General features: G+C 71.5%; 16 protein-coding genes. 6 read left to right on the top strand and 10 right to left on the bottom strand.

Annotation, left to right across the window (positions count from 1 at the left end; translation table 11 throughout):
- Positions 1–61: 61 nt before the first annotated feature.
- Entirely contained in the window at positions 62–484 is a 423-nt protein-coding gene (locus ACGFYH_RS26070) for an acyl-CoA thioesterase (protein WP_393805596.1), read from the top strand.
- Between the two features lie 129 nt (positions 485–613).
- On the opposite strand, the gene ACGFYH_RS26065 is transcribed toward ACGFYH_RS26070, so the two are convergent.
- The 8 genes from ACGFYH_RS26065 to ACGFYH_RS26030 all read right to left on the bottom strand — a co-directional run bounded on the left by ACGFYH_RS26065 (position 614) and on the right by ACGFYH_RS26030 (position 6,551).
- Positions 614–2,002, bottom strand: coding sequence for a nucleobase:cation symporter-2 family protein (locus tag ACGFYH_RS26065; protein ID WP_393805595.1), 1,389 nt, complete (start codon positions 2,000–2,002; stop codon positions 614–616).
- Between the two features lie 238 nt (positions 2,003–2,240).
- Positions 2,241–3,629 carry an 8-oxoguanine deaminase gene (locus ACGFYH_RS26060; RefSeq protein ID WP_393805594.1) on the bottom strand — a complete coding sequence of 463 codons (1,389 nt, stop codon included), beginning with the start codon at positions 3,627–3,629 and terminating at the stop codon, positions 2,241–2,243.
- Between the two features lie 72 nt (positions 3,630–3,701).
- Positions 3,702–3,845: a hypothetical protein gene (locus tag ACGFYH_RS26055; protein WP_393805593.1), complete on the bottom strand. Its 144-nt coding sequence runs from the start codon at positions 3,843–3,845 to the stop codon at positions 3,702–3,704.
- Between the two features lie 65 nt (positions 3,846–3,910).
- Positions 3,911–4,846 carry a factor-independent urate hydroxylase gene (gene pucL / locus ACGFYH_RS26050; protein ID WP_393805592.1) on the bottom strand — a complete coding sequence of 312 codons (936 nt, stop codon included), beginning with the start codon at positions 4,844–4,846 and terminating at the stop codon, positions 3,911–3,913.
- Positions 4,847–4,853: 7 nt separating this feature from the next.
- Positions 4,854–5,273, bottom strand: a complete 420-nt coding sequence (uraH, locus tag ACGFYH_RS26045) for a hydroxyisourate hydrolase (protein WP_393805591.1) — start codon at positions 5,271–5,273, stop codon at positions 4,854–4,856.
- Positions 5,270–5,785 (bottom strand): 2-oxo-4-hydroxy-4-carboxy-5-ureidoimidazoline decarboxylase, encoded by a 516-nt coding sequence (gene uraD / locus ACGFYH_RS26040; RefSeq protein ID WP_393805590.1) that lies wholly within the window; start codon positions 5,783–5,785, stop codon positions 5,270–5,272. The genes uraH and uraD overlap by 4 nt, the downstream gene beginning before the upstream one ends.
- Positions 5,786–5,934: 149 nt before the next feature.
- Positions 5,935–6,303: a helix-turn-helix domain-containing protein gene (locus ACGFYH_RS26035; protein ID WP_393805589.1), complete on the bottom strand. Its 369-nt coding sequence runs from the start codon at positions 6,301–6,303 to the stop codon at positions 5,935–5,937.
- Entirely contained in the window at positions 6,300–6,551 is a 252-nt protein-coding gene (locus ACGFYH_RS26030; RefSeq protein ID WP_393805588.1) for a hypothetical protein, read from the bottom strand. The genes ACGFYH_RS26035 and ACGFYH_RS26030 overlap by 4 nt, the downstream gene beginning before the upstream one ends.
- A gap of 140 nt (positions 6,552–6,691) precedes the next feature.
- On the opposite strand from ACGFYH_RS26030, the gene ACGFYH_RS26025 reads away from it, so the two are divergent.
- From ACGFYH_RS26025 to ACGFYH_RS26010, 4 genes are all read left to right on the top strand, one after another.
- The gene (locus ACGFYH_RS26025) at positions 6,692–7,531 is read left to right on the top strand and encodes a TIM barrel protein (protein WP_393805587.1); all 840 of its coding nucleotides are present in this window, start codon (positions 6,692–6,694) and stop codon (positions 7,529–7,531) included.
- Between the two features lie 38 nt (positions 7,532–7,569).
- Complete coding sequence (locus ACGFYH_RS26020; RefSeq protein WP_393805586.1) at positions 7,570–8,466, top strand: 2-hydroxy-3-oxopropionate reductase; 897 nt, start codon at positions 7,570–7,572, stop codon at positions 8,464–8,466.
- 170 nt (positions 8,467–8,636) lie between these two features.
- A complete protein-coding gene (locus tag ACGFYH_RS26015) occupies positions 8,637–10,100 on the top strand; it encodes a catalase (RefSeq protein ID WP_393805585.1) in 1,464 nt (487 codons plus the stop codon).
- 659 nt (positions 10,101–10,759) lie between these two features.
- The gene (locus tag ACGFYH_RS26010) at positions 10,760–11,014 is read left to right on the top strand and encodes a hypothetical protein (protein ID WP_393805584.1); all 255 of its coding nucleotides are present in this window, start codon (positions 10,760–10,762) and stop codon (positions 11,012–11,014) included.
- Between the two features lie 188 nt (positions 11,015–11,202).
- On the opposite strand, the gene gcl is transcribed toward ACGFYH_RS26010, so the two are convergent.
- Positions 11,203–12,987: a glyoxylate carboligase gene (gcl, locus tag ACGFYH_RS26005; protein ID WP_393805583.1), complete on the bottom strand. Its 1,785-nt coding sequence runs from the start codon at positions 12,985–12,987 to the stop codon at positions 11,203–11,205.
- Between the two features lie 147 nt (positions 12,988–13,134).
- Between gcl and ACGFYH_RS26000 the strand changes: the two genes are divergently transcribed.
- Positions 13,135–13,818 (top strand): hypothetical protein, encoded by a 684-nt coding sequence (locus ACGFYH_RS26000; protein WP_393805582.1) that lies wholly within the window; start codon positions 13,135–13,137, stop codon positions 13,816–13,818.
- A gap of 8 nt (positions 13,819–13,826) precedes the next feature.
- On the opposite strand, the gene ACGFYH_RS25995 is transcribed toward ACGFYH_RS26000, so the two are convergent.
- A complete protein-coding gene (locus tag ACGFYH_RS25995; protein ID WP_393805581.1) occupies positions 13,827–15,974 on the bottom strand; it encodes a trypsin-like serine protease in 2,148 nt (715 codons plus the stop codon).
- Positions 15,975–16,140: the final 166 nt, after the last annotated feature.

The raw sequence follows: 16,140 nt of genomic DNA, 5'->3' as shown, positions 1-16,140 counted from the left end.
CCAGGATCGAGCCGATCAGTACGTCCACCCGTCCACACGTCCACGACGAGAGGCAGCAGCGGTGAGCGAGCCGTTTTCCGTACCGGTGACCGTCCGCGGTTACGAGACCGACACCCAGGGCCATCTGAACCAGTCCGTGTACCTGAACTACGCCGAGCACGCCCGCTGGTCGCTGCTCCGGGCGGCCGGAATCGGGCAGGCGGAACTGGTCGCCCGCGGGGTCGGGCCCGTGGCGCTGGAGACGACCATCAGGTTCCGGCGCGAGCTGCTCGCGGGTGACGAGGTCACGGTGACCTGCGTGTTCGAGTGGGGCGAGGGCAAGACCTTCCGCATCCGGCAGCTCATCCGCAAGACGGACGGCACCGTCGCGGCGGAGGTCGAGGGCGTCGGCGGGCTCATGGATCTGCGCGAGCGCGGGCTGGTGGCGGACCCGCGGCACCGGTTCAGGGAACTGGCGGCGGACCCGGGGGTGTTCGGCCTGTAGGCGAGTACGGCCGCGTCGGACGGGCCGGGACTCCGGACGCGCCGGGACTCCGGGCGGGCCGGTGACGCGGGCGGGGGCCGGTGCCTCCGTCCGGAGGTGCCGGTCCCCGCCCGCGTCGGACCCGTCGTGTCACGGCGTGACCGCGGCCCGGTTCGCCTCGGTGAGCTCGCCGCCCGCCTCCATCGGGTGGGTCACGTCCTCCGCTTGCCGTTCCCGGCCGCCGATGTGGTTGAAGACCAGGTTGAGCAGAACGGCGGCCACACAGCCCGTCGAGATGCCCGAGTCGAGGATGATCCGCGCGTTCTCCGGGAACGCGTGGTAGAACTCCGGCGCCGCGATCGGGATGATGCCGACGGCCAGGGAGACCGCCACGATCAGGACGTTGTTGTCCTTGTCCAGGCTCGCCCGGACCAGGGTCTGGATGCCGCTGGCCGCGACCGAACCGAACAGCACCACGCCGGCGCCCCCGAGCACCGGGCGGGGCACGACGGCGATGAGTGAGGCCGCCATCGGGCACAGGCCCATCAGCACCAGGAAGCCGCCGCCCACGGCGACGACGTAGCGGCTGCGGATCCTCGTCATCGCGACCAGGCCGATGTTCTGGGCGAAGGCGCTGCACATGAAGCCGTTGAAGACCGGGCTGAGGGCGGAGCCCAGGGTGTCGGCGCGCAGGCCGGCCGCGATGGTCTTCTCGCCCGCCGGGCGGTCCACGATCTCGCCGAGGGCGAGCATGTCCGCGGTGGACTCGGTCATCGAGACCACCATCACCACGCACATGGAGAGGATCGCGGCGATCTGGAACTGCGGGGCGCCGAAGTGGAACGGTGTCGGGAAGCCGACGACGTCCGCGTCCGCGACGGGACCGAAGTCCGTGACGCCGAACGGGATCGCGAGGAGCGTGCCCGCGATCAGGCCGAGGAGCACGGCGATCTGCTTGACGAAGCCGCGGGTGAAGCGGCGCAGCAGGAGCACGATGACGAGGGTGATCGCGGCCAGGCCCAGGTTGGTCGCCGATCCGAAGCCGTCCGCCGTCGGGCTCGGTCCCTGCGCCCAGCCGAAGGCCACGGGCAGCAGGGATATGCCTATCAGGGTGATGACGGTGCCGGTGACGACCGGCGGGAAGAAGCGGATCGCCTTGCTGAAGAAGGGGGCCGCGACGAAGCCGAGGAGTCCGGCGACGATGACCGCGCCGAAGATGACCGGCAGCGCGTCGGACTTGTCGTCGGTGGAGGCGACGACCGCGGTCATGGGGGCGACACCGGCGAAGGTGACGCCGTTGACGAAGGGCAGCCGGGCGCCGATCTTCCAGATGCCGAGGGTCTGCAGGAAGGTGGCGAGGCCGGCGGTGAACAGGCAGGCGCCGGTGAGGAAGGTGAGTTCGGTGGCGCTCAGCCCGATGGCCGCGCCGACGATCAGGGGTGGGGCGACGACTCCGGCGTACATCGCGGCCACGTGCTGGAGGCCGGTCGTCGCCATCTTGAGTGGCGGGAGTTTCTCGTCAACAGGGTGGTCGGCCACGGCGGCGTTCCTCCGGTCGGTTGCACGTCGGCTCTGACGTGGGTGTCAGGGAGGTGGGACAGGTGGTCGTGCGGGACCCGGACGGACCGTTCGGGGAAACGGGGGGACCGCTCCGGGGCGTGCGCGCAGGGGCGCACGCCCCGGAGTCGGTCACCGTGGACCCCGCTCGGGTCCACGGTCACCGGCCGGAAGCCGTCCCTCCCGGCCGGAGATCAAGTGGTGTGCTGCCGTGCGGGGCTCAGTCCCGGGCGGCGATCCGTGCCAGGCGCCGTGCCTCGTCCCGCGTGGACCGGGCGATGGCGTCCTCGTCGACCGTGAGCAGCCTGCCCTCCTCGACGATCCGGCGGCCGCCCACGAACGACGCCGTCACCGGCGCGGCGGCACCGAAGACCAGGGCGGTCACCGGGTCGGCGATCGAGGAGTGGGCCAGGGTGTCCATGCGCCACAGCACCAGGTCGGCGAGCTTGCCCGCCTCCAGGGAGCCGGTCTCGGCCGCCCGGCCCAGCACCTGGGCGCCACCGTACGTGCCCAGCCGCAGTGCCTCGCGGGCGTTCAGCGCGGCCTCGCGGTGGGCGCCGAGGCGGTTGACGAGCAGGGCGTTGCGCAGCTCGGTGTGGAGTTCGCCGGACTCGTTGGAGGCGCTGCCGTCGACGCCGAGGCCGACCGGGACGCCTGCGGCGAGCATGTCGGGGACCCGCGCGATGCCGGCGGCCAGGCGGGCGTTGGAGGACGGGCAGTGGGCGACGCCGGTGCCGGTGCGGGCGAAGGCGGCGATGTCGGAGTCGTTCATGTGGACGCAGTGCGCCATCCACACGTCCTCACCGAGCCAGCCGGTGGACTCGAAGTAGTCGGTCGGACCCATGCCGAACAGCTCGTGGCAGAACTTCTCCTCCTCCACCGTCTCCGCGCCGTGGGTGTGCAGCCGCACTCCGAGCCGACGGGCCAACTCCGCTCCCCGGCGCATCAGTTCGGTGGAGACGGAGAAGGGCGAGCAGGGCGCCACCGCGACCTGGGTCATCGCGCCGAAGGAGGAGTCGTGGTGCTCCTGCACCGTGGCCTCGGTGGCGGCCAGCGCGTCGTCCAGGCTCTCCACCGCGAAGTCCGGCGGCAGTCCGCCGTCGGACTCGCCGCGGTCCATGGAGCCACGGGCGAGGGTGAAGCGGACGCCCGTTTCACGGGCGGCCCGGATGACCGCTCCCGACAGGTCGCCGGTGCCCCGCGGGTAGACGTAGTGGTGGTCCATGGCGGTGGTGACGCCGCCGCGGGCCATCATGGCCAGGGAGCCCCGGGCCGCCGCGTACACCATCGGCTCGTCGATGCGCGCCCAGGTCGGGTACAGCGCGACCAGCCAGTCGAACAGGTTGTGGTCGGTGGCCAGGCCCCTGGTGATCCACTGGTAGAAGTGGTGGTGGGTGTTGACCAGACCGGGCGTGACCAGGTGCCCGGTCGCGTCGATCCGGCGTACGACGTTCGCCAGGTCCCCGGGGGCCCCGCCCGCGCCGACGGACTCGATCCTGGTGCCGGCGATCACGACGTGGCCGGAGGCGTACTCGGTGTCGCCCGGGTCCACGGTGGCGATCGCGCAGTTCTCGATGACGGTGCGCTCGGCCGCCGGTGCTGCTGCCATGCTGCTTCCTTGCTGTTCGGTGGGGCCCGTGGGCGGGGAGTCGAGTACCCACGAGGAGGGCACGGCAGGACCCTAGGAGGATTCGAGTGCCGGAACCGTGCCCCGGCTCCGGGTGCCGAGCGGGTGGAAGAACAGGTTGCGGGCGGCCGCGACGATCGCCCCGGCGCCGATGCCGGAGCCCGGTACGGTGGCGGGCGCTTTCGCAGGCAGTGCCATGGTGTGTCCTCCGGTGTGGCGCGCCACCGGCCCGGGGGGCGGGGCCGGGTGGCGCGCTTCCCGCGTCAGAGGTTGGTCATGTCGACCGGGATGAGTTGCTCGGCGCCGTCCCGCAGGATGGTGGCCTCGATCAGGCCGTAGGGGCGGTCGGCGGCGTAGTACACGGCGCCGTCCTTGGCCTCGTTGTCGATTCCGAAGGGCGACAGGTCCGAGCGGAAGTGGTGCTTGTTGGGCATCGAGAAGCGGATCTCGTCGACCTCGTCGCGGGAGTTCAGCACCCGCACACCCATCTCGAAAAGGGTCTGCTGGAGCGAGTACGAGTAGGTCTCGGCGAACGCCTGCAGCGCGTGCTTGCGCACCCCGCCGTACGAGCGGTCCCAGTCGGGGGCGTGCGAGTCGACGCCGTCCCAGTTGTGCCGCCACCAGGTGGAGACGGTGGTGGCGAGGATGCGGTCGTGGTCCTCCTGAAGGGTCGTGTACTTGTCCTTGAGGAAGCCGAAGAACTCGGAGTTGGTGGAGTTCAGGACGGTCAGGTCCTTGAATCCGGAGAGCACCTGGATGCCGTGGCCGTCGTAGGTGATCTGCGCGACGCGGGTCTCCCGGCCGTTGCGGACGAAGGAGTGGGCGATCTCCTCCGAGCCGACGAAGCGGGCGCCGCCCTTCGAGGTCTCGATCCGCTCCCAGGAGTACTCCTCGACGCGGATGCGGGCCCGGTGGATGGGCTCGTTGTCGTCCACGAAGTGGCGGGCGAGCTTGACGCCGAGGTCCTCGGCGCTCTGGATCCCGTGCTCCTTGGCGAAGGCGAACACCGTGTTCTTGGTGGTGTCGGTCGGCAGGACGTTCGCGTTGGAGCCGCTGCGGTGGACCTCCTCCATGTCGCCGGACAGGGCGACGGAGACGTTCAGGTCCTTGATGTGGTGCGTGTCGCCGTCACGCGTGATCTTGACGACGCGGTTCTCTGCCTTGCCGTACTGGTTCTGTCCCAGGACGAAACGGGTCATGTGTCGGTCAGCTCCCTCGGTAAACGGAGTAGCCGAACGGGTTGAGCAGCAGCGGAACGTGGTAGTGCTCGCCGGGCACCACCGCGAAGGTGATGGTGACCTCGGGGAAGAACACGGGCCGGCCGTTCTCGCTGTCCCGGAGCGCGGGGGCGTCCTGCTGGGCCGCGGCTTGTTTCTTGGCGAAGTACGTCTCGGTGTCGAAGTCGAGCCGTACGTGTGTGGTGCCCTCCGGCAGGGCCGGGAGGTCCTTGCACCGGCCGTCGGCGTCGGTCGCGGAGCCGCCGAGCGCCTGCCAGTCCCCTTCCTGCCCGTGGGGGGCGGAGCGGCCCCCGCGGGCCGCGAGACGGACGGCGACGCCCCCGGCGGGGCGGCCGGCGCTGGTGTCCAGGACGTGTGTGGACACGGAGGCGGTGGTGCTGGTGCTCATGGTCGGGCGTCCTGTTCGACGAGTCGGGTCAGGCGGATACGGTTGATCTTCCCCAGTTCGGTGCGGATGATCTCCCGCTCCTGCTCGGGCGAGTTGCCGATCCGCTCCAGAGCCGCGTCGCGCATCTGCTCGCCGCTCCTGCCGGTGGCGCAGATGAGGAAGACGTGGCCGAACCTCTCCTGGTAGGCCAGGTTCAGTTCGAGCATCTCCGCCTTGAGTTCCTCGGCGGCGCCGGCCATGCCCGCCTGTTCGCGGGACGAGGCCGGGTCGCCCGGCTCGGGGCGGCCGATCGGCGGGTGTCCGGCCATCGCCTCCGCGAGGTCCGCCGCGGTCAGCCCGGCCATGGCGGCGTCGCTGGCGGCGTAGAGGTCCTCGGGGGTGGCGAAGGGACGGGCGGCGAGCAGCTGCCGGGCCCATGCCGTGGAGGCGCACGCCTCGTGGAGTGCGGCGCGTGCCGCGGACTCCTCGAGGGTGTTGAATCGGGCCAGGCCCGACGCGGAAGTGGACGTCACGGGAGCCTCCGTGGCCTTGTGCTGAACGGGCGTGCCGATAGCTAACGCCTTCGGAAACAAGCCGTCAACACTTTGTTGAAAATTCGGGGTGCCAAAAGCCGCCGCCCGGTTGCCGGACGGCGGCTGGAGGCTCGCGGGAAGCTCGCCGGTCAGGCGCCCTTCTCGCGGTTGAGGTAGTTGTACACGGTGAAGCGGCTCACGCCGAGGGCACCCGCGACCGTCTCCACGCCGTGCCGTACGGCGAAGGCGCCGCGCGCTTCCAGGGCCCGCACGACCTCCTGCTTGGCCCGGCGGTCGAGGTCGGCCAGCGGTCTGCCCTGCCGGCGCTCCATGGCGGCCAGGATGTGGTCCAGGGAGTCGGCGAGCTGGGGCAGGCGCACGGCGACGACGTCGGCACCCTCCCAGGAGAGCACGACGTCCTCCCGGCCCGCCTCGTCCGGCGGCAGCATCTCGCCGCCCATGGCGTCGACCAGGGGCTTGACGGCCGCGATGAACGGCTCCTCGGCGTGGCCGGTCACCGCTCCCCCTCCTCGACCACGTTGACCTGCAGCGAGATCCGGGTGGCGCCCGCCTCCAGGGACCGGCGCAGCAGCGCTTCGACGGCGCCCAGCACCTGGTCGGCGCCGCCCTCGGCGGTGTTGCCGAACGGGCCGACGTCGACCGCGTCCAGGTCGGCGGCCTCGACGACCTCCCGGGCCACCACCGCGTGGGCGGGCGCCTCGTCCAGGTCGAAGGGTTCGGTCGTGAACTCCACTCTCAATCGCACGCGGTCAACCTAACGCGGGGTGACCGCCTTCCGCCGCCCCCTCTTGACAAGTGCGAGACTCCACCGGCAATCTTCCATTAAGCAGAAACGAACTTCCGTAATACGGAAATACCATCGAACGGAAGGGAGCGCGGCACCCGATGGGATTCGCAGATCAGCGCTTCAACGTCAACCTGTCGATCCTCTTCACGGAACTCCCGCTCCTGGAGCGTCCCGCGGCGGCCGCCGCGGCCGGCTTCACCGCGGTCGAGCTGTGGTGGCCCTGGATCGACTCGCCCACCCCCGAACAGTCCGAACTCGATGCCCTGAGGGCGGCCGTCGAGGACGCGGGTGTCCGGCTCACCGGGCTGAACTTCTACGCCGGGCGGCTGCCCGGCCCCGACCGCGGCGCCCTCTCCCTGCCCGGCGAGGAGTCGGACCGCTTCCGCGCCAACGTCGACGTGGCCGCCGCCTTCGCGAAGTCGCTGGGCTGCACGGCTCTCAACGCCCTGTACGGCAACCGCGTCGAGGGCGTGGACCCGGCGGAGCAGGACCGGCTCGCGCTGGAGAACCTGGTCCTGGCCGCCCGCGCGGCCGACCGGATCGGCGCGATCCTGCTGATCGAGGCGCTCAACAGGCCCGAGTCGCCGCTGTACCCGCTGGTGTCGGCGCCGGCCGCGATCGAGGTCGTGGACAAGGTCAACGAGGCCACCGGCCTGGACAACGCCAAGTTCCTCATGGACCTCTACCACCTGTCCATGAACGGCGAGGACCTGCCCCGGGTGATCGACGCCTACGCCGCGCGGACCGGCCACGTCCAGATCGCCGACAACCCGGGCCGCGGCGCCCCCGGCACGGGCTCCCTCCCGCTCGAGGAGCTGCTCGGCCGGCTGGCCGGGGCGGGATACGAGGGCTGGGTCGGCCTGGAGTACAAGCCGGGCGAGAACCCCAGCGCCGAGTCCTTCTCCTGGCTGCCGGCCGGGGCCCGCGCGGCCCGCTGAGCGCCACCCGCAGAGAACTTCTCAGAGAGGTACCCACCATGAGCACGCTCCCCAAGGTCGCCTGGATCGGTCTCGGCATCATGGGCTCCCCCATGTCCGAGAACCTGATCAAGGCGGGTTACCAGGTCACCGGCTTCACGCTGGAGCAGGACAAGCTGGACCGTCTGTCCGCAGCAGGCGGCACCGCGGCCGGCTCGATCGCCGAGGCCGTGCGCGACGCCGACGTCGTCGTCACCATGGTGCCCGCGTCGCCGCAGGTCGAGGCGATCGCCTACGGCCCCGACGGAATCCTGGAGAACGCGAGGTCCGGCGCGCTGCTGGTCGACATGTCCTCGATCACCCCGCAGACCTCGGTGGACCTCGCGAAGGCCGCGAAGGACAAGGGCATCCGCGTCCTGGACGCCCCCGTCTCCGGCGGCGAGGCAGGCGCCATCGAGGCCGTGCTGTCCATCATGGCCGGTGGTGAGCAGACCGACTTCGACGAGGCCAAGCCGCTCCTGGAGGCACTCGGCAGGACCATCGTGCTGTGCGGTCCGCACGGCTCGGGGCAGACCGTGAAGGCCGCCAACCAGCTGATCGTCGCCGTGAACATCCAGGCGTGCGCCGAGGCCGTGGTCTTCCTGGAGAAGTCGGGCGTGGACCTCGGGGCCGCCCTCGACGTCCTCAACGGCGGTCTGGCCGGCTCGACCGTGCTGACGCGGAAGAAGGACAACTTCCTGAACCGCGACTTCAAGCCGGGCTTCCGCATCGACCTGCACCACAAGGACATGGGCATCGTCACCGACGCCGCCCGCAACGTGGGCGCCGCGCTGCCGGTCGGCGCCGTGGTGGCCCAGCTGGTCGCGTCGCTGCGCGCCCAGGGCGACGGCGGCCTGGACCACTCGGCCCTGCTGCGGGCCGTGGAGCGCCTCTCCGGCGCCCGGGTCCGACCGTAGGCACCGCATGAGACCTCCGGATGGCGCCGCCGCTGACACCTGTCATGTCGCGCCCGAGCGGCGGCGCCGTCCGGAACCCTTCAACAAACTGTTGACGTGCCCTCGCTCCAAACCTAAGCTCCACGAAGCGGAAACAAGTTTCCACTGAATCCTCGCTCGGAAGGTCCACGATGTCGCAGCGCGTGCTCACGACAGAGTCCGGCGCCCCGGTCGCCGACAACCAGAATTCCGCTTCCGCCGGCATCGGCGGCCCCCTCCTGATCCAGGACCAGCACCTCATCGAGAAGCTCGCCCGCTTCAACCGGGAGCGCATCCCGGAGCGCGTGGTGCACGCCCGCGGGTCCGGCGCCTACGGCTACTTCGAGGTGACCGACGACGTCACCGACCACACGCACGCCGACTTCCTGAACACCGTCGGCAAGCGCACCGAGGTCTTCCTGCGCTTCTCCACCGTGGCCGACTCGCTGGGCGGCGCGGACGCGGTCCGCGACCCGCGCGGCTTCGCGCTGAAGTTCTACACCGAGGAGGGCAACTACGACCTCGTCGGCAACAACACCCCGGTCTTCTTCATCAAGGACCCGATCAAGTTCCCCGACTTCATCCACTCCCAGAAGCGCGATCCGTTCTCGGGCCGCCAGGAGCCGGACAACGTCTGGGACTTCTGGGCGCACTCCCCCGAGGCCACGCACCAGGTGACCTGGCTGATGGGCGACCGCGGCATCCCCGCGTCGTACCGCCACATGGACGGCTTCGGCTCGCACACCTACCAGTGGACGAACGCCAGGGGCGAGTCCTTCTTCGTCAAGTACCACTTCAAGACCGACCAGGGCATCCGGTGCCTGACCGCCGACCGGGCCGCGCAGCTCGCGGGCCGGGACCCGGCCTCGCACCAGACGGACCTGGTGCAGGCCATCGAGCGGGGCGTGTACCCGTCCTGGACGCTGCACGTGCAGCTGATGCCGGCGGCCGAGGCGGCGAACTACCGTTTCAATCCCTTCGACGTGACGAAGGTGTGGCCGCACGGCGACTACCCGCTGCGCCGCGTGGGCCGGCTGGTCCTCGACCGCAACCCGGACAACGTCTTCGCCGAGGTCGAGCAGGCCGCGTTCTCCCCGAACAACTTCGTTCCGGGCATCGGCCCCTCCCCCGACAAGATGCTCCAGGGCCGCCTGTTCGCCTACGCGGACGCGCACCGCTACCGCCTGGGCGTCAACCACACCCAGCTCGCGGTGAACGCGCCGAAGGCCGTCCCCGGCGGCGCGGCCAACTACGGCCGCGACGGCCTGATGGCGGTCAACGCCCAGGGCCGCGGTGCCAGGAACTACGAGCCGAACTCCTACGACGGCCCCGCCGAGACCGGCCGCCCGCTGGCGGCGCCGCTCGCGGTGTCCGGCCACACCGGCACCCACGAGGCGCCGTTGCACACCAAGGACGACCCGTTCTTCCAGGCCGGTGAGCTGTACCGGCTGATGAGCGAGGACGAGCGGCAGCGACTGGTCGCGAACATCGCCGGCGGCCTGTCCCAGGTCTCCCGGAACGACGTCGTCGAGAAGAACCTCGCACACTTCCACGCCGCCGACCCCGAGTACGGCAAGCGTGTGGAGGAGGCGGTCCGCGCGCTGCGCGAGGACTGATCCACCGGCTCGCGCACGGAACCCGGCGGGGAGGCCGGGGCCGTGTGCGCGGCCCGCGCAGGCACCGAAGCGGCCCGGATGAGGGGTGACCGCCAGGTGCCGGCGCGGGCAGGGCGAGGACCGCGGCGGCCTGCGAGCCAGTGCGGTGGTGAAGGGCACGGACGTTCCTCCTACGACCTGAGGGGAGGCACGGTTCCGGCCCGTCGCACCGCCGCGGTCCCGGCCGATCGCCTCTCTTCCCGAGAGGCCCCCAAGACTCCGTCCGGCGGCGCGAACGACCTGTCGCGCCCAGCCTCGCGCCGCCGGACGGACTCCATGTGAAGAACCTTCACCGGCCGGGCGGCGCCGGATGCGGACGGTCCCGCGTCCGGCGCCGCCCGGCATTCGGCATTCGACGCTCGACGCTCGGTGGCGGGCGCTCGGCGTTCAGCGCTCGGTTCGACGCTCGGCGCTCGGCGTTCGGCGCTCGGCACTCGGTTCGGCGCTCGGCGTCGGCGTTCGGCGTTCAGCGCTCGGTTCGGCGCTCGGCGTCTGCGCTCGGCGTTCAGCGCTCGGTTCGACGCTCGACGCTCGGCGCTCGGCACTCGGTTCGGCGCTCGGCGTCGGCGTTCGGCGTTCGCCGGGGTGCGGATTCCACGCCCGCGCAGCAGCCTGAAGGCATGGCACCCCCCACGACACCCCGTCCGGAGCACGAGCACCCGCACATCGTCGTCCACTCCCCGGCCCTGGACGGCTCCCGCCGGGTCACTTCCGGCGACCAGACACTCGGCGTCGCCTCGCACATCGACGACGTCGCCGAACTGCTGCGCCTCGCCGACCTTTACGTGACCGACGTCGAGGACAGCGAACTGGTCGAGTGGCAGGGCGGCGGTCCGGACGACTGGCCGGGACTGCACGAGCACTCCGGGCACTGACCCACGCATGGGCGCCCCCGGCAGCGGGCACAACCCCGGCACGGGGCACACGGGGCACACGGGGCACACGGGGCACACGGGGCACGGGCACACGGGGGGCCGGGCGGGCCCCGCGAGCACACACCGAGGAGCGGCCCGCCCCGGTGGGGACGGACCGCTCCCGGCTCACTCGACGCAGTGGGTACGCGTCAGACCTTCAGCGGCCGGATCGCGGTCGGGGCGTGCCCCGGCTCGGTCGCCGGCTCCTCGAACTCCGTGACGGCGCCGATGTCGTTGGTGCCCGACATGGAGATGTTGGTGACGCGTTCGAGGATCGCCTCGACGACGACCGGCACCCGGTGCTCGGCGGCCAGCTTCTTGGCCTGCTCCAGCGCCGCGCCCAGCCCGGCGGGGTCGGTCACCCGGATCGCCTTGCAGCCCAGGCCCTCGGCGACCTTGACGTGATCGACGCCGTAGACGCCCAGCTCGGGCGAGTTGATGTTCTCGAACTCCAGGTTGACCTGGAAGTCGATCTCGAACGCCCGCTGTGCCTGGCGGATCAGGCCCAGGTAGGAGTTGTTGACCAGGACGTGCACGTACGGGATCTTGTGCTGCGCGCCGACGGCCAGTTCCTCCAGCATGAACTGGAAGTCGTAGTCGCCGGAGAGCGCCACGACCTGGGCGTCCGGGTCGGCCTTGGCGACACCGAGCGCGGCCGGGACGGTCCAGCCGAGCGGGCCCGCCTGGCCGCAGTTGATCCAGTGCCGCGGACGGTAGACGTGCAGCATCTGCGCGCCGGCGATCTGGGAGAGGCCGATGGTGGAGACGTACCGGGTCTCCGGGCCGAAGGCCTTGTTCATCTCCTCGTAGACGCGCTGCGGCTTGATCGGGATGTCGTCGAAGTGCGTACGGCGCTGGAGGGTGGCCCTGCGCTCCTGCGCGGAGGCCGCCCAGGCGGAGCGGTCGGGCAGCTTGCCGGCCGCCTTCAGCTCCTTGGCGACCTCGACGAACAGTTCGAGGGCGGCCCTGGCGTCGGAGGCGATGCCGTAGTCGGGGGCGAAGATCCTGCCGAGCTGGGTCGGCTCGACGTCGACGTGGACGAACTTGCGGCCGGCCGTGTAGACGTCCAGCTTGCCGGTGTGCCGGTTGGCCCAGCGGTTGCCGATGCCGAGGACGAAGTCGGACTCCAGGAACGTCGCGTTGCCGTAGCGGTGCGAGGTCTGCAGGCCGACCATGCCGGCGTTCAGCTCGTGGTCGTCGGGCAGGATGCCCCAGCCCATCAGGGTCGGCACGACCGGGGTGCCGGTCAGCTCGGCGAACTCCACGAGCAGGCCGGCGGCGTCGGCGTTGATGACACCGCCGCCGGCCACGAGCAGCGGGCGCTCGGCGGCGTTGAGCAGGCCGATGGCCTTCTCGATCTGGGCACGGGTGGCGACGGGCCGGTAGACGGGCAGCGGCTCGTAGGTCTCCGGGTCGAACTCGATCTCCGTCATCTGGACGTCGATCGGCAGGTCGATGAGGACCGGGCCGGGACGGCCGGAGCGCATCAGGTGGAACGCCTGCTGGAAGACGCCGGGGACCTGCGCGGCCTCCAGGACGGTGACCGCCATCTTCGTCACCGGCTTGGCGATGGAGGCGATGTCGACGGCCTGGAAGTCCTCCTTGTGGATCACCGCGGTCGGCGCCTGGCCGGTGATGCACAGGATCGGGATCGAGTCGCCGATCGCCGAGTACAGGCCGGTGATCATGTCGGTGCCGGCCGGTCCCGAGGTGCCGACGCAGACGCCGATGTTGCCGGGACTGGTGCGGGTGTAGCCCTCGGCCATGTGCGAGGCGCCCTCGACATGGCGGGCGAGGGTGTGCTGGACGCCGCCGGACGCCTTGAGCGCCGCGTAGAACGGGTTGATCGCCGCGCCCGGCACACCGAACGCGTCGGTGACGCCCTCGCGCTTGAGAATCTCAACTGCCGCTCGGGCAGCGGTCATACGAGCCATCGAGTACTCCTGCTCCGGCTGTCGGATTCGCACTCCCGTCGCGCCCCGCGGTGAGCCTCTTCCGTAGCAACTTCCGTATGGCGAAATTTGTTTTCTGCGATCTGGAAGTAATGTAAGTGGGCAGCCGATGACCGTCAAGAGAGGACGATGGGGGTCATGTCCGAGACCATCTCGGTGTGCTGCACCGCCTGCGGGCGCCGGCACCGCTACACGGCACCGTCGTATCCCTGCGCCTGCGGGGCGCCCGTCGCCCCGCGGCTCGATCCGCGCGGGTCCGCGACCGCGGTCGGCCACCGGGCGTGGGACGAGGAGTGGATCGGGGTGCGCTGCGCGGCCTGCGGGGCCGAGGGCAGGTGGCCGCGGCCGGAGCTGGGCTGCCCGTGCGGGACGGTGCTGTGCGTGCCGGTGGACCCCGCCGCGGGCCGGCGCGCCCCCGGTTCGCGGGTCCCGGCGCACCGGTCCGTTCCGATCCGCAGCGCCCGCGACGCGGTCACCGCCGCCGTCCTGTATCTGCGCGGGCTGGGCCACCGGGACGTGCGCCGTGCCGATCAGCGTCCCCTGGCCGGTATCGGTCTGGCCGCACCCGGCGTCGTCGTCCAGGTGGATCCGACGGTGGGTCCGGCCTCGGTGCGGGACGTGGAGTGCCTCTGGCTGACGGCCATGGCGGAGTCGGCGCGGGGCGTGTACTTCTCGCTGGCCGGGTACGCCGAGGAGGCGCGCGTACGCGCGGACCTGCTGGACGTCCCGCTCTTCGTGCTCGATCCGACGGGGGTGCCGCGTCCGGCGAACGCGCCGGCCGCGGCGCTGGACGCCACGGCCGGCTGGGACTGACTCGGCGACTACCGTGCCGCGAACCCGAAGGTGGTGCCGGAGGCGGGGAGACCGCCCTGTCCCGGCTGGTAGGCGGTGACCGCGGTGTTGGTCTCACCGAGGGTCACGTTGGACATCGGCAGGGCGTACAGCGCGCCGGTGCTGGTCGGACCGTAGGGCATGCCCACGTACAGGTGGGTGCCGGTGAAGTGGATGCTGGAGCCGAGGTGCTGGTTCGCGCCCGGCGTCCCGGGGATGCCGTCGCCGTCGCCGGCCTCGATCCACTTGTCGTTGGCACCGCGCGAACCGAGCAGCGAGAAGACGTGCACCGCCCCCGCACCGGCCGTCGAGCCGATGGCCTCGTCCGGGATGCCGACGGCCAGCTTCATGGTCGCCGTGGTGCTCACCTCGCGCGGTGCGGTGTTGATCGCGGTCAAGGTGGCGCCGAAGTGGTCACCGGCCTCGGAGGCGCCGGAGACGTCGTCGTCGGCGGTGCCGGAGTAGTAGTTGTTCATCTGCGTGTAGGTGCCCGCGGCGGTGACGCGGAAGGTGATGACGTTGCCCGTCTCCGCCTTGTCGGCGCCGTTGATGCCCAGGGCCTCGCCCGGCGAACCGACCGCGAGGATCGACTCGTCGGCGCGCGCCGCGCCGGAGGGGCGGTACGGGGCGAGGGCCAGGGCGGCGCCGAAGCGGTCACCGGCCTCGGCACCGCCGGAGACGGTGTCCAGGTCCAGGTCGAGACCGAACAGCGGGGTGGGCCGCTTCTCGCTGTTCAGCGTGTGCGAGAAGACCGCGAGGTTGCCCGCGGCGGCATCGGCGCCGATGGCCTCGTCGGGCGCTCCGATGGCGAGGTGGTTGGCGTCGGCGGCGAGCACCGCGCCGAAACGGTCGTTGGCCTCCACGGCGCCGGGCACGTCCAGCCGATCCTGGTGCACGGAGACGTTGGTGCCACCGCGCACGTAGAACGCCTCGCCCGCGTGGGCGGCGCCGCTCAGGCCCTCGCCGGGGGTGCCGATGACGACGAAGGGCTCGCCGGCCGCGGTGGTGCCGGCCGCCATGGCCTGCCCCATCAGGTCACCCGTCTCCGGAGTGGAGGCATTGATGGAGCCATTGCCCGCGCCCTGCTGGAAGTGCGTGTCCTTGGTGGCTCCGGTGCCGAGGCCGCCAGGGGCGCCGTACAGGAGGTCGGCCATGCCCGCGTCCACGGCGTCGCCCAGGTTCTCGCCCGGCACGCCGACGGCCAGATCCGTGCAGCCGTCCTCGTTGTAGTCGACGGTGGCGATGGCCTGGCCGAAGAGGTCGTTGGCCTCTGCGCCACCCGGGACCCAGTCGAGGTCCTGGTCGATCTGGGCGGTGCCCCTGTCCCCGCCGTACACGACCCGGACCAGGCCCGCCTTGGCGTCGCCGCCGACGGCGGCCTCGGGGTCGGAAACGGCGATGTCCTCCACGCCGTCGCAGTCGAAGTCGGTGATCCGGTTGGCGCCGGTCTTGGACGCCACCCAGGAGCCGAGGTCGTCGACGCGGGTGACGATGCCGCCGGTGCGCGTCTCGGTGGCGTCGATGCCGTAGCAGCCGCCCTGGTAGGAGCGGCTGCTCAGGGCGGCCAACTGCTGGGCGCCGTTCACGGTGCGCACCAGCGGGCCGCCGGTATCGCCCATGCACGCGGCCGCGCCGTCCTTGCCGGTCACCGCCGCGGTGGTGGCGTCCGGCGCGTCCACCGAGAAGACGCCGGTGTGCAGGTTCAGCGGGGCCCACTCGGTCTTGCTGCGGCCGTAACCGGCGAGCGTCAGGTCCTCGCCGGCGGTGGGGGCGGCGGTGGCCAGGGCGAGCGGGGTGACAGTGGTGACCGGGCGGTTCAGCCGGGCCAGGACCAGGTCGCGGTCGGTGCGGGGCACCAGCTCCACGACCGTGCGGACGGCACCCCCGGTCCCCGTGAGGTCGGCGCGGCCGATGGTCGCCGTGGTGGTCCGGGTCGGCTTGCCCGCGGACACGGCGAGGCTCTCGGCGGGGTTGTCGGCGAAGCAACTGGCGGCGGTCAGCAGCCACTCGGTGTCGACCAGGACGCCGGAGCAGCCGCGGTCGTGGTCGCCGATCACCAGCCGCGCGGTGTACGCGTGGGTGGTGTCGGAGCCGGCCGCGGCGGGGCCGGTGACGGCGGCCGCCGGGGACGCGGTCATGAGCGCGGAGCTCGCGGCCAGGGACACCGCGAGTGCGGCGAAGCGTATGTACCCGGGGTGACCCACTGATCTAGCCCCGGGTATTCAGCGGAATTAAGGGATCTGACGCCCCGATAGCAGAAAGGTGCCGTTGACCTGCGAGGATGCGAGTGTCTAGATCGTATCC

This window comes from Streptomyces sp. NPDC048392, assembly GCF_043200575.1.
In the GTDB taxonomy this organism is placed as follows: Bacteria; Actinomycetota; Actinomycetes; order Streptomycetales; family Streptomycetaceae; genus Streptomyces.
Note: the sequence above shows the minus strand (reverse complement) of the source record. Positions and strands in the feature narration are given on the sequence as shown.